Raw genomic sequence first — 13575 nt, forward strand, 5'->3', positions numbered from 1 at the left:
TTTCTGAGACCAAAGGAAGCCCTATGACAACGAATGCCAGCACAGACCACAGCGACACCGCCCAACTGATGGAGCAGATCCTCTACGAAGTCAAACGCGTGGTGGTGGGGCAAGACCGCTTCTTGGAGCGGGTGATGGTGGCCATGTTGGCGCAGGGCCATTTGCTGGTGGAAGGTGTGCCGGGGCTGGCCAAAACGCTGACGGTGAAAACGCTGGCCAACACCATCCAGGGTGAGTTCAAGCGCATCCAGTTCACCCCCGACCTGGTGCCAGCCGACCTGGTGGGCACACGCATCTACAACCAGAAGACGGGCGAGTTCAGCACATCCCTTGGGCCGGTGTTCACCAACCTGCTGCTGGCCGACGAAATCAACCGCGCGCCCGCCAAGGTACAGAGCGCGCTGCTGGAGGTGATGCAGGAACGCCAGGTGACGATTGCGGGTGAAACGCACAAAGTGCCCTCACCCTTCTTGGTGATGGCCACGCAAAACCCGATCGAGACCGAAGGCACCTACCCGCTGCCCGAAGCGCAGGTGGACCGGTTCATGATGAAAGTGTTGGTGGACTACCCCACCGACGAGGAAGAATTCGTCATCGTGCAACGCGTGACCGGCGCACCCGTGCAGGTGCAGCCCGTGGCCACCACCGTGCAACTGGCCGCGCTGCAAGCCGAGTGCCGCCGCGTGTATGTAGACCCGTCGCTGATGCAATATGCCGTGCGCCTGGTGTCGGCCACACGCCGGCCGGACGACCATGGGCTCAAAGACATCGCCCGCTTCATCACCTACGGCGCCAGCCCACGCGCCACCATCAATTTGGTGGAAGGTGCACGTGCCCTGGCCATGCTACGCGGGCGCACTTACGCGCTACCCGAAGACTTGAGCGATGTGGCGCTGGACGTGCTGCGGCACCGCTTGTCGCTCACTTACGAGGCGCTGTCTGAAGGCCTGACCGCCGACGCTCTGGTCGGCAAGATCATGGCCAAAGTCCCTGCGCCAGCCAAGCCGCTCGAACATGAAAAACTTGCAGCCTAGCCGTTCTGTGGAACCTGCCGAATCGGCAGAGGTGCTGCTGCGCCGCCTGCAGTGGACGGTGATTCGCCGCCTGGACGGCCTGCTGCAAGGCGACTACCGCACGCTGATGCGCGGTGTAGGCATGGACCTGGCCGACCTGCGCGAGTACCAGCACCATGACGACGTGCGCCACATCGACTGGAACGTCACCGCGCGCCAGCAAATCCCGCACGTGCGCGTGTTCACCGAAGACCGCGAAATGGCGGCCTGGTTTCTGCTGGACCTCAGCCCCTCGGTGGACTTTGGTTCAGGCGACCGCTTCAAGCGTGAAGTGGCGGCCTCCTTTGTGGCGGTGTTGGCGCAACTGATCACCCGCCACGGCAACCGCGTGGGCGCCATGTTGTTTGGCTCGGGTGTGGACACCGTGCTGCCGCCACGCAGCGGACGTGCCCACGTGCTGCACCTGTTGAAATCCATGCGCGAACGGCCAGAGGGCAAGAGCAGCGGCTCCATCACGCGGCTGCAAGATTTGTTGTCGGCGGCAGGCAACGTGGTGCGCCGGCGCTCCACCGTGTTTGTGGTGTCGGACTTCATCAGCGAGCCGGGCTGGGAAAAACCGTTGGGCCAACTGGCTCAGCGCCACGAGGTGGTGGCCGTGCGCCTGCTCGACCCGCTGGAGTTGGAACTGCCCGACCTCGGCCTGGTGCCCATCATGGACGCCGAGACCGGCCAGCAGTTGCTGGTCGACACCTCGGACGCCGGTTTTCGCCGCCGCTTTGCACGCATTGCCGCACAGCGCGAGGCCGACCTGCGCGAAGCGCTGGGCCAGGCGGGCGTGGACACGCTGGAACTGTCAACCGATGGCGACCTGGTCTCTGCCGTGATGCGCTTCACGGACCTGCGCCGCCAGCGCAGCCGCGTGCTGGCGGGTGCAGCGGGCGTCACCCCCATGAGCCACCACCGAGCACAAGCGGCTTAGTGGTGGGCTTAATGAACAGGGAGCATAGGGAGCAAAAATATGGCTGAACTAGAACAGGCCCTGAACAAGTTCATTAACCAGATTCCGGTCAACTTTCTCTGGCCGCAGTTTCTGTGGATGCTGCTGGCGTTGCCGTTGCTGATCTTGCTCTACGTGTGGCTGCTGCGGCGCAAGAAGAAGACCGCCTTGCGTTACGCCAGTTTGTCTATCGTGCGCGACGCCATGGGCCGCAGCCAGAGTGTGCGGCGGCACATTCCCCCGGCGCTGTTTCTGCTGGCCATTGCGGCCATGTTGATCGCCACCGCGCGCCCCATGGCCGTGGTCACCTTGCCCTCGCAGCAAGAAACCATCATCCTGGCGATGGACGTGTCGGGCAGCATGCGCGCCACCGATGTGCAGCCTAACCGCCTGGTCGCCGCGCAAAACGCGGCCAAGGCTTTTATTGCTGACCTGCCGCGCTCGGTACGCGTAGGCATTGTGGCATTTGCCGGTTCGGCCCAGGTGGTGCAGCCGCCCACCTTGAGCCGCGAAGACCTGGTGGCCGCCATTGACCGCTTTCAGTTGCAACGCGCCACCGCCATCGGCAGCGCGATTGTGGTGTCGGTAGCCGAGCTGTTTCCTAACGCGGGCATCGACCTGGCCACCATGACCTACGGCCGCGAAAAGCCGCGCGGCGAAGCGCTAGACCCGACGGGCAACAACAAGGATAAAGAAGCGGCCAAGCCTTTTGTGCCCGTAGCGCCCGGCTCCTATACGTCAGCAGCTATCATTTTGCTAACAGACGGCCAACGCACTACCGGTGTGGACACGCTTGAAGCCGCCAAGCTCGCTGCCGACCGCGGCGTGCGCGTCTACACCGTCGGCATTGGCACGGTAGACGGCGAAACCATTGGTTTTGAAGGCTGGTCCATGCGCGTGCGCCTGGACGAAGAAACCCTGAAAGCCGTTGCCACCCGCACCCAAGGTGAATACTTCTACGCCGGCACCGCAGAGAACTTGAAGACCGTCTACCAGACCCTGAGCTCACGCCTCACCGTCGAGAAAAAGGAAACCGAAGTCTCCGCCCTCTTGGCCATGGTGGCCGCAGCCCTCTCCATCCTCTCCGCCGGCCTGTCCCTGCTCTGGTTCAATCGGATTTTGTAGCCACCCAAACTGTTCGGAACACCCTTGCCCCATGTAAGGGGGTTGGCGGCCACACGCAGTGGGCAAGCCTGGGGGGTGCTAGTTGTTATTCCGGCCGAGTAGCCCCAGGTCATCGGTATCACGCCACGCCGGCATCAGGTGGTCGTGGTAATTCTGTTCATCACCCCGAATGGTTTGCTTGTACTCGTTGTCGTCCAGAAAGCGGCTGGCGTCGTCCAGGTCGCCAAAGGTGCTGCCGGCCATCAGCGCACTGGTGAACTTGCGCCACGCCAAGTCGGGTTCATGCACGTTGAACGCATAGCGGTGGTACTCGCCACTCTCGTCGCCCCGCACGGCGATCACTTTCATACGCGAGTTTTCTTCCGCGCCAAGCCGAATGCTCACATCGGCCCACAGGTTCAGCGGCACGGCTACCTTGGCGCGCGCCTGAAAGCCAATTTCCGACAACTCGACCAACTGCAGTTTGACGTTGACCTCTCGCCCGTTGATCACAATGCGCAAACTGCCACGCACCTTAAGCGTGAAACGGCGATGCCGCCGCAGTGCCGTGGCGTCGCGCAGCTCGGCCGAGACATGGGGCAAAACCTGCTTGTAGGCCGGCAAATCGTAGATGGCGTCGAGCTTGACCTTCTCGCGTTCGGTCATCTGGCTGAACACGTGGGTACGCTGGTTGAAAAAGTAGTCCAGCATGGCCGGTGTCATCACCGGGTGGTTGGTGGTGTAGTAGCGGCGCTTGGGCAACTGGATGTTCTTGATCTGCGCCCGCACAAAGTAGTGGTACAGGTTTTTGGTGGGGCTCTTGCCCACGTACAAATTGCGCAAACGGCGCGGCACGGCCATCAGGTCGATGGACGCGCCCACGGCCGGCGCGCCGTTGACGAAATCGTATTTGGCCACCGTGGGCGCTGGCAAGCGCTCGAACAGCAGCAGCGCTTCGTACAGGTCGATCTGCTTGGGATTCACGGCAATCACCACGTGGTGGGTGTCGAAGTACGAGGTGCAGTACTCGTACATGAACTTCATCAGCGGGAACAACACCGCGCCGCCGCTGTGGCGGAACTTCGGGTGCACCGCCAGGGCAGAAACTTCGGCGATCTTGCCCTTGCGCTCTTTCACCGATTCGAGGTCGAACACCGCCTGCATCGGAAAGCCAAACGCACTTTGCCGGATCAGGCTGATGGTGCCCACGACTTCACCGTCGTACAGCGCGCACAGTGTGGTGGTGGTGGGCAGCGCGTGGTAGAGCGTCACGCGCAGGCCTGACGGGTCGGGCAGCATGTAGCCTTGTCCCACATAGGCGTCGTGCAGCAGCCGAAAACAGGCCTCTAGTTCGTCGCGCGTTTGCGCAATCTTCAATACCAGGCGCGGATCGGGCTTGAGATCGCAATGCACAAAGGAGCGGAAAACACGAAACCGGATCGCCTTGGGTAATGCGGATATGGCCCGGCGTATGTTTTTATGAATCCACGCTCTGGCGGGTTTCGCACGGGGGGTGCTCATTTCAGGCCCCCAGCTCTGAGGCTGTGGCGTTGGTTATGTGCTTCAAGGCGTCTCCCCTACTCAACTGATTTTCTAATGGCCATCACTCACAACGCCTGGGGTCAGTCAACGCTGTGCACGGCGCGATTCTAGGGCGCGAAAAACGAATAGGGACTGTTTACCAGTTTGAAAATGCTTCCTCAACCGTCTGCGTGTGACATGGTGAAACGAATCTGCATCACCTCCGCGCGTTTAGGGTTGGCGATTGCGGCGCAACCAATACCGAACCCCCACGGCCCCCGCCACAATCAATAACACCGTTAGCAACAAGATGCCAAACGTGGCGGCGCTGGGACGGCGCATGGCCTCCACGATCTGATCCACAAACAAAGCCATCACCAGCGTACCCGGCGACATGCCGATCAAGGTGCCCAGCAGCATGTCGCGCAGGCTGATGCGCGTCGACCCGGCCACCATGTTGACGATGGCAAACGGTGCCACCGGCACCACCCGCACCACAATCACCGCCCACAAGCCCTGCTGCGCCAACCGCTGGCTGACCGCATTCACGCGTGGCCCGCCCAGCCGTTCCAACACTTCGCGCCCAAGCGCACGCCCCACGCCGTAGCTGGCAGCCGCCCCGAGCATGGCGCCAATCAGCGTGCATATTGCGCCTTGCAACGGCCCCAGCGCCACCAATGTCACCACCGTCAAAAAGGTCAACGGCACGGCCAGAGTGACCGCCACCGCAAACGCGGCAATGCCCGCCACGAGCCCATAGGTGGCCCCCAATGCGCGCAACTGGCCCACGATGTTTTCCAGGTTCAACCAGTCGCGCATGGGCGACCAACTCCAGGCACTGGCCAAGCCCACCAGCAACAGCAACACGGCAACAAACAGCACCAGGCGCCAACGCCAGGCAGTGTGATCAGGTTCGGTCATGAAAGAGTCATCATGGGGTCAAAGACCGCTACTCTAAGCGACAGCACTGAACTCGCGGCTCAGCGCGGCCGCCAGCTCATGCACGTTGCCGGCTTCAAAAATGGAGCCATGCAGACCGGGGATCTGCTGTTCAATGAGCCCCGCAGGCACGACGCGCCGCCAAGGGTGGAACAACCATCGCCCCCAACTCGACAAGCCCGACGACTTGATCAGCAAGGTCGCCCCTTCGTAGGGCGTGGGCCGGTAGCCATTCAAGGCCATCACCTGGCTCACCAAGCCGGGGTCGTTGAACATGGCGCCCAGACGTCGGCCGTTCATGCTGAGTTCCTGCACGTGCAGGCGCCGCACCAGCCAGCCCGAAAGGCGCCAGAAGCCCGTGCCGCCGACCATCGACACCGGGTAAGTGGTGTCGATCAACACCAGGCCGCGCACCGGGATGCCGCGCTCCTTCAGCACCCGCGCGGTTTCCAATGCGGCGACACCGCCCACTGAAAACCCTGCCAGGTAACCCGGCTCGCGCCCGGCGGACTGGATGCAGTCGGCGTATTGGTTGGCCAAGTCGTCGATGCGGTTGATGCCGCCGTCAAACGGGGGCTGCAGCATGTAAAGGTCACACGCGTTGCCGAGCGCGCGCGCCAGGTTTTGAAAGCGCAGCAAATCGCCGTGGCCTGATGCGGCCAAGAACAATGGCACACGGCCCGAGTTCGCCCCCAGGTTGACCATCATGCCCGGCGGGCCGGCGTTGCTGGTCAGCGCTTTGGCCAGGCGTTCAATGGTGGGGTGCTCGGTGATCAGGTACAGCGGCACCTTGCGGCCCACCAGTTTTTCGATACCGGTGAGCAAGGTGACGGCGGAGAGTGAATCGCCGCCCAGATCGAAGAAGTTGTCGTCCACACTCAGCGACTCGGCCCCCAAGGCCTCTTGCCACAACTGCAGCAGTTCAGGCTCGTAGCGGCGGCTGGGCGCGCGCGCCAGGCCTGTGCGGGCATTCAAGCCGGGGTCGGGCAGCGCGTCATAACTGATCTTGCCGACCTGGCTGGTGGGCAACTGCGGCATCACCGTGATGCCCGCGGGCACCATGTAGTCGGGCAGGCGCACGCGCAGCGCACGCTGCAACCACTCGGGGGTTTGCGCCTCAGCCATCGCCACCCAGGCATGAATGGCGGGCTTGCCGTTGCGTTGTACCAGCTGGGCGGCGGCTTGCAGCACACCCGGCACCGCCGACAAGGCGGATTCAATCTCGCCCAGCTCCACGCGGTAGCCACGCAGTTTCACCTGCCGGTCTAGGCGGCCCATGAAGTGCAGGTTGCCGTCGCTGCCCAGCCAGCCACGGTCGCCCGTGCGGTACATGCGCCGGCCCGGGCGGTAAGGGTCGGGCAGGAAAACTTCAGCATCAAGCTCGGGGCGCTTCAGGTAGCCGCGTGCAATGGCTTCGCCACCGATGAAGATCTCGCCCACCGCGCCCATGGGCATGGCGCGCAGTTTGTCGTCGAGCACATAAATGCGTGTATCGTCAATGGGGCGGCCAATCGGTAGCGCCACGTCGGTGCGGTGGTTCTCGCACTCCCAGGCGGTGGCGAAGATGGCGGTCTCGGTGGGGCCGTACACGTTGTAGAGACGTGCGCCGGTCTCCTGCAAAAAGCGCGTGGCCAGCTCGGGCGACAACACCTCGCCGCCGCAGCAAGCCACGCGCAGTTTAAGGCCCGGCCGGTGGCCCGCGGTGTCGAGAAAACGGCTCATGGTCGACGGCACAAATGCCATGATGGTCACGCCATGGTGTTCGGCAAAGTCGGCAATCGCCTCGGGCAACAAGCGCCCGGGCGGCGGCAACGCCACACTCGCGCCGTGGATCAGCGGCAGCAGCAGTTCGATGAGCGAAGGGTCGAAGGTGATTTGCGTGGCCTGGGCCGAGCGGTCACGCCAATCCACCGCATAGGCACGCGACAACCATCCCAGGCGGCGCGCCAACGTGGCGTGTTCAATCATCACGCCTTTGGGCCTGCCGGTGGAACCCGAGGTGAACAACACGTAGGCCAAATCGGTGGCGCCCGGCGCTGGCAAGGCCTCTGGTTCAGCCGCATCTTCTTCTGCCAGCAAAGCTGGCCAGTCCACCGCCATGATGGTCTTGTGCAACGCTGCAAAAGGCTCCAACCCAGGCGCATCCAGCAACAGGGCAATCGCCTCGGCCTCTTCCAGAATACTGGCCAGGCGGGCCACCGGGGCTTGCGGGTCCAGCGGCAAAAATGCGGCACCGGCTTTGGCAATCGCCATCACCGCCACCACCATGGCGGCCGAGCGCTCCAGTGCCATGGCGACGACGCGATCCGGCCCGGCGCCCAACGCGCGCAGGCGCCGCGCCAAACGGGTGGCGGCAAGATCCAGTGCGCCGTAGTCCATGCGCCCGCCGTCCCACACCAAGGCCACCGATTCGGGACGCAAGGCGGCGTGCCGTTCAAACAAGCTGATGAAAGGCATGGCCACCGCATGCCGCGCCACGTCTTTGTGCAGGCCGTCGATCAGCACCCAGGTTTCTTCGGGGGGCAACAACTCGGCGTCTTCGATCAAGGTTTGCGGCGCACGCATGGCCAGGGTGACCAGATGCCAGATGCGGCGGCCCAGGAGGTCCACTTCGCCATCAGAGAAACAAGCCGCGCTGGCCTCCAACGCCAGTTCCACGTCTTCGTCTTCATGGAATTCACATACCGTAATGCCCAGAGGAAAGCGCGAGCGGCCCGAGAACAGTTGGCTCGATTCGGTGAGTACCGCCGAGCCAAAGTTCACGGCATAGTCTTGGCGCTCGAACGACAGCAACACATCGAACAAGGCATCGCGACGGTTGCGCGCCAGCTCCAGGGTGCGGCCCATTTCGCTCAGCGGATAACGCGGGTGGCGCAAGGCTGCACGCACAGCGGCGCTGACGCGTTGCAGCAGCACCGCAATCGTCATGCCGGGCTCCACGCGCACCCGCGTGGGAATCACACTGACGAACATGCCCAGGGTGTCGGTATAGCGCCGCCCGCCTCTGTTCAGGCTGGGCACGCCCACCACAATGTCGTCACGCCCGCTAATGCGCGAAAAGTACAGGATCAACGCCGCCAGAAAGTAGTTGAAGGCGGTGCTGCCGTTCTGCGCAGACTGCGCCAACAACTGGTCGTACTCGGCGCGCGGCACGCGGTAGGTGGCCAGTTGCGCCAGCGGCAACTCGCGTTGCTGCGTCTCGGCATAACGGCGCTCGATCAGCGGTGGAGGCAGCGCGGGCAACTGGGCTTGCCAGTAGCTGGCGTCGCGCGCAAAGGCAGCGGAATCACGGTAGTGGTTCGACTCTTCAATGAACTGCACGTAGCTCGGGCTGTGCAAAGGCTCGGGTTCGCGTCCGGCCAGCAAGGCGTTGTAGATGTCACTCCAGCGGCGCATCACTTGCGCCGTGCCCCAGCCGTCCATGATCAAGTGGTGGAACTGGATGGTCAGGCCGTGCAGCTCATCACCGCCACGCAGCAAGATGAAGCGCCACGGCGGTGTGCCGTCAAACAAAAAGGGCTCGGCAATTTTCTGTTGCCACCAGGCGCGCATGGCTTCGCGCGGGTTGGCGGCGGCGCTCAAATCCACGGTGGTGAGGTTCAGCACTGGCTGGCTCAACAGACGCTGGCTGCCGTCGGTTCGAGGCACCAGGCGCAAAGCCTCGTTCTCCTGCACCAAGCGCGCCAGCGACGCGTGGAACAGCGGCAACTGCAACGGCCCCACCAGAAATGCACCACCGCCGATGTTGAGGTGCGCGCTGCCCGACCAGGTCAGTTGGTCGAGCCAAACCTCTCGTTGGCTCAACGAGAGCTTGAGCGCCTCGTCGGCCTGTGGCTTTGCCGCCGGCGCATAGGAGACTATTTCTTCCATTTGGCCATCGTCTCCACGGCATAGCGATAGCCCACATCGGCAATCTCCTGCGCTCGGCGATAGGCCATCAATGAAAACTCGGACACCGGTGGCTCCAAGTAGTGGTCGGCCTGGGCAATGGTGTTGGCTCGCTGGTTCAAGCCGCCGACGTGGCCGGCCTGGTAAAGAATCTGGCCAATACCCGGCGTGCTGCCCCCACCTTTGGCAAAGTAACCGCGCAAGGTACTGCGCACCGACAAGCGCTGCAACAGCGGGTCTACGCGCATTTCTTCGCGTGCATCCACATCAATGGCGATGATGGTGCCGTTGCCCCGGCGCTTTTCCAGCGGCGTACCCAGGCGCATGCGCATGGCCTCGACCGGCACGTTTTCCAGAATGGCGCCATCCACCAACAAATCGCCTTCATGCAGCACGGGCGGAAACAGCCCCGCCGGCGAGTTGCTGGCCAACACCGCGCGCCACAACGGGCCGGTTTCCTGCACCGTGGTGCTGCCCTTGGTGAGGTTGCAGGCGGCCGCAAAATACGGGCGCCACAGGCCGTCCACTTCGGTGGAGCCAAACATCTCGCGCAGGTCGCGCTGCACGCGCCGGCCGGAGACCAACGAGATCAGCGGCAAGGTCAACCGCTCGCCACCAGCTGCAAACTTTTGGGTCTGCTCGCGGATGTCTTCCAGGCTCAGGTCGCACGCGTATTGCGCGCCGATCAGCGCGCCCATGCTGTTGCCGCCAATCAGGTCAATCGGCATCTTCGCCTCGTGCAAGGCGCGCAAGACACCCAGGTGCGCAAAGCCGCGCGCACCGCCGCCGCCCAGCACCACGCCCACCGCCTCGCCGCGCAGAAAGCGGCCCAGGCGTGCGTAGTCGTCCACGTTCTGGCGGCGTACGGGATACACCCGCTCCAGCTCGCGCCCCACACGCCATATGCCGACCGACTGCGGCCGGTAGGTTTGCGACGGATACAGCACCACCAAGTGTTTACGCTTCATGGCGTAGCCCGGCTCGCTGACCAGTTGCTGTTCGAGCGGCCCAGGCTCCTGCGAAGAATCCGTTGCGGCGACAAAAATCACCTGGTCGGCCTGGCGAAACGCGCGGCGCGTCCAAGCGGTAGGAATCGGGTCGGCCTCGTAGACCAGGAAATCGAAGTCTTCTTCGAGTTCATCAAAACGGTCGTGGCTGTGTTCGGCGTCGGCCTGGCGCGCCTGGCGTTCGTGCTCGCCCGCCGGCGTGAGGTGGTGCACACGCCCGACCTTCGCCAGCGCGGCGGCCAAGCCCCGCGCCAATTCGTCGGCACCGGCCCCTTCATGCAGCGGCACCACCACAAACGACTGCGCCTGCTGGCGATGCGCCACTTGGGCGGTGTGGCGCAGGTGGTCAAAAATAGCTTGAGAGAAAACCCGGTTCAACTCCAGCGGGTGGCGCAGCACCAGGGCTTCAAAGTCGGCGCGGTTGAGCACCGCAACCGCAGAGTCGCGCACGGCGATCACATCAGCGGTGCGTGGCTGGCGCAAGATCAAGCCGACTTCGCCCACGCTTTCACCCACGCGGATTTCGTTGTAGAGCAGCAGCTTGCCGTCGGCCAAACGGCGCGAGGCCCGCAGGCGGCCGCTGACCACAAAGAACATGCTGTCGGCGGTGTCGCCTTCACGCACCACCGGGCTGCCGCCGCTGACTTCTTGCAGCTCGAGCACCCCGGCCAGGTCTTGCAGCAGGCGGTCGTCGAGATTGCCGAATACGCGGCTGTCCCTCAGAACCTGTAGAACCCGAGCGCGAAACTTCGTCTGTCCGACCATTCGATCCCTCTTTTCAGAAGTACTCTGCGACCGCACTTAGCGCCCCCGTGGTGCGTGGGGCTAATCTGATGGTGTCAATTCATTGACCAATGCTCACTTTGATTACAACAGTTTACGCGGACGGTCCCCGCGCGGCAGAACGATTTGTCTACACATCGTGACCGAGGCGCAACATTAATTTGCTCGTATTCAAAAGCAAATAAGCACCAACCCGGGGCGCTGAAGGGCGCAAGGCAATGCAAGAGCGTGGCCGCCAGCCCTGCGGGGCTGGCATTTGGCAGGAAACTGAAACTGCGCAGCCGCTCTGACCGCGCAGATTCCGGGGCCATTCGGCCGTTTTAGCCTGTGAACTGTCCCAGGTTCAGGCGCATGCTGCGGCCACAACGCGCGGCCAAACTCTCGTCGTGGGTCACCATCACAAACGCCGTGCCGTGGTCGCGGGCAAGTTTCAGCATCAGCTCAAACACGCCATCCGCCGTGTTGCGGTCGAGGTTGCCAGTGGGTTCATCGGCCAACACACAAGCCGGCTGGGTGACCAGCGCACGCGCAATCGCCACACGCTGGCGTTCGCCGCCCGACAACTCTGCCGGCCGGTGGTGCACGCGGTCGGTCAAGCCCACAGAAGCCAACGCCTCTTGCGCTTGTTTAGCCGCTGCCTCGGGCACCATGCGCCGAATCCACAGCGGCATGGCCACGTTGTCGAGCGCGCTGAACTCGGGCAACAGGTGGTGGAACTGGTAGACAAAACCCAGGTGCTGGTTGCGCATGGCCCCTTGCGCGGCCGGGCTCAATGCCGCCAGGGCTTGGCCCTTCAGCGTGACGCTGCCACTGGTGGGCGCATCCAACCCACCCAGCAAATGCAGCAAGGTGCTCTTGCCAGAGCCCGAGGCACCCACAATCGCCAGCGTTTCGCCGGCATGCACTTGTAAATCGATGCCCTTGAGCACCGTCACATCCAAGCGGCCTTCGGTGAACCGCTTGGTCAGGCCCTGGGCTTGTAAAACGACTTCACTCATAACGTAGGGCTTCTGCTGGGTTGACTCGGCTGGCGCGCCAGCTTGGATAAATGGTGGCCAGGAAAGCCAGCACCAAAGAGATGATGGCAATCGGCATGATGTCGGCCTGCTGCGGATCGCTAGGCATGCGGCTGATCAGATACACGTCGCGCGGCAAGAAGCTGGCGTGGAACAACTGCTCCAGCGCGGGCACGATCACATCGATGTTGTAGGCAATGCCGAGGCCCAGGGCCAAACCGGCCAGGGTGCCGATCACACCCACCATCGCGCCCTGCACCATGAAGATGCCCATGATGCTGCGCGGGCTGGCCCCCAGCGTGCGCAGGATGGCGATGTCGGCGCGTTTGTCGGTCACCGTCATCACCAAGGTGCTCACCAGGTTGAACGCCGCCACGGCCACGATCAGCGTGAGGATGATGAACATCATGCGTTTTTCGAGCTGCACGGCCGAGAACCAGGTGCGGTTTTGCCGCGTCCAGTCGCGGATCAACAGCTTTCCGCTGAGCGTGTGCACCAGTTCATCGGCCACTTCGCGGGCCTGGTGCAAATCCTTCAAGCGCAGGCGCACGCCGGTCGGGCCTTCCAGGCGGAAGATGCGCGCGGCGTCGTCCATGTGCACCATCACCAGCGCAGAGTCGTATTCGTAATGACCCGAGTCAAACGTGCCCACCACCGTCATCTGCTTCAGGCGCGGCACCACACCGGCCGGTGTGACCTGGCCGCTGGGCGAGATCAGCGTCACAGTGTCGCCTTCGCGCACACCCATGCTGCGCGCCAGCTCAATGCCCAGCACCACGCCAAAACCGCCGGGCACCAGGCGGTTGATACCCTGGTTTTTTTCAGCGGCGGCCACGTCGGTAACCTGCGGCTCCAGCGCCGGGTCGATGCCGCGCACGATGGTGCCCTTCATGTCTTCACCACGCGCCAACAGGGCCTGCGTAGCGATGAACGGAGCCGCGCCAATCACCGCCGGGTTTTGCCGGGCCTCTTTAATGGTTTGGTTCACATCGGGCAGCGCTTCGCCGTTGGGCGCAAAAATCTCGATGTGCGACACCACGCTGAGCATGCGGTCACGCACCTCTTTCTGGAAGCCGTTCATCACGCTCAGCACAATGATTAGCGCGGCCACGCCCAGCGCAATGCCCAGCATGGAGACACCAGAAATAAACGAGATGAAGCCGTTGCGCCGGGTGGCACGGCCAGCGCGGGTGTAGCGCCAGCCCACAAGCAGTTCGTAGGGAATAAGCATCGGCCTTGAAAGAAATAAGAGGGCCAAAATGGCCCACACAGGGCAGAGATTGTGGCATCCCGGACAATGTCCCCCC

The 13575-nt window shown here is 63.2% G+C and carries 9 protein-coding genes; 3 read left to right on the forward strand and 6 right to left on the reverse strand.

All coding sequences use genetic code 11. The features are described 5' to 3' along the window. The first annotated feature begins 23 nt into the window (after positions 1–23). Genes ACPWMG_RS18315 through ACPWMG_RS18325 form a run of 3 tightly spaced genes read left to right on the forward strand, consistent with a single transcriptional unit; the run spans position 24 to position 3135 of the window. Positions 24–1034 carry an AAA family ATPase gene (locus tag ACPWMG_RS18315; RefSeq protein ID WP_483300915.1) on the forward strand — a complete coding sequence of 337 codons (1011 nt, stop codon included), beginning with the start codon at positions 24–26 and terminating at the stop codon, positions 1032–1034. Beyond that, the gene (locus ACPWMG_RS18320; protein ID WP_483300916.1) at positions 1015–1992 is read left to right on the forward strand and encodes a DUF58 domain-containing protein; all 978 of its coding nucleotides are present in this window, start codon (positions 1015–1017) and stop codon (positions 1990–1992) included. Before ACPWMG_RS18315 ends, ACPWMG_RS18320 begins: the two co-directional genes overlap by 20 nt. Before the next feature lie 39 nt (positions 1993–2031). Further along, entirely contained in the window at positions 2032–3135 is a 1104-nt protein-coding gene (locus ACPWMG_RS18325) for a VWA domain-containing protein (RefSeq protein WP_483300917.1), read from the forward strand. 78 nt (positions 3136–3213) lie between these two features. Here the strand turns inward: ACPWMG_RS18325 and ACPWMG_RS18330 are convergent, their stop codons facing one another. The 6 genes from ACPWMG_RS18330 to ACPWMG_RS18355 form a co-directional block, all read right to left on the reverse strand. After that, positions 3214–4527: a GNAT family N-acetyltransferase gene (locus ACPWMG_RS18330; RefSeq protein WP_483300918.1), complete on the reverse strand. Its 1314-nt coding sequence runs from the start codon at positions 4525–4527 to the stop codon at positions 3214–3216. Between the two features lie 339 nt (positions 4528–4866). Beyond that, entirely contained in the window at positions 4867–5556 is a 690-nt protein-coding gene (locus tag ACPWMG_RS18335) for a TVP38/TMEM64 family protein (protein WP_483300919.1), read from the reverse strand. Between the two features lie 33 nt (positions 5557–5589). Then, positions 5590–9444, reverse strand: coding sequence for a non-ribosomal peptide synthetase (locus ACPWMG_RS18340; RefSeq protein ID WP_483300920.1), 3855 nt, complete (start codon positions 9442–9444; stop codon positions 5590–5592). Continuing rightward, positions 9432–11234, reverse strand: coding sequence for a cyclic nucleotide-binding and patatin-like phospholipase domain-containing protein (locus ACPWMG_RS18345; protein WP_483300921.1), 1803 nt, complete (start codon positions 11232–11234; stop codon positions 9432–9434). The genes ACPWMG_RS18340 and ACPWMG_RS18345 overlap by 13 nt, the downstream gene beginning before the upstream one ends. Before the next feature lie 338 nt (positions 11235–11572). Then, on the reverse strand, positions 11573–12250 hold the full coding sequence (gene lolD / locus ACPWMG_RS18350; RefSeq protein WP_483300922.1) for a lipoprotein-releasing ABC transporter ATP-binding protein LolD: 678 nt from the start codon (positions 12248–12250) through the stop codon (positions 11573–11575). Further along, a complete protein-coding gene (locus tag ACPWMG_RS18355; protein WP_483300923.1) occupies positions 12243–13499 on the reverse strand; it encodes a lipoprotein-releasing ABC transporter permease subunit in 1257 nt (418 codons plus the stop codon). The genes lolD and ACPWMG_RS18355 overlap by 8 nt, the downstream gene beginning before the upstream one ends. Between the last annotated feature and the right edge of the window lie 76 nt (positions 13500–13575).

Origin of the sequence: Hydrophilobacter chitinilyticus (genome assembly GCF_049860745.1) — a bacterium.
Lineage (GTDB): Bacteria > Pseudomonadota > Gammaproteobacteria > Burkholderiales > Burkholderiaceae_C > Rhodoferax_B.

Coding starts and splice junctions, on each gene's coding strand:
- ACPWMG_RS18315 (WP_483300915.1), top strand. CDS start 24: ATGACAACGAATGCCAGCACAGACCACAGCGACACCGCCCAACTGATG.
- ACPWMG_RS18320 (WP_483300916.1), top strand. CDS start 1,015: ATGAAAAACTTGCAGCCTAGCCGTTCTGTGGAACCTGCCGAATCGGCA.
- ACPWMG_RS18325 (WP_483300917.1), top strand. CDS start 2,032: ATGGCTGAACTAGAACAGGCCCTGAACAAGTTCATTAACCAGATTCCG.
- ACPWMG_RS18335 (WP_483300919.1), bottom strand. CDS start 5,556: ATGACCGAACCTGATCACACTGCCTGGCGTTGGCGCCTGGTGCTGTTT.
- ACPWMG_RS18340 (WP_483300920.1), bottom strand. CDS start 9,444: ATGGAAGAAATAGTCTCCTATGCGCCGGCGGCAAAGCCACAGGCCGAC.
- ACPWMG_RS18345 (WP_483300921.1), bottom strand. CDS start 11,234: ATGGTCGGACAGACGAAGTTTCGCGCTCGGGTTCTACAGGTTCTGAGG.
- lolD (WP_483300922.1), bottom strand. CDS start 12,250: ATGAGTGAAGTCGTTTTACAAGCCCAGGGCCTGACCAAGCGGTTCACC.
- ACPWMG_RS18355 (WP_483300923.1), bottom strand. CDS start 13,499: ATGCTTATTCCCTACGAACTGCTTGTGGGCTGGCGCTACACCCGCGCT.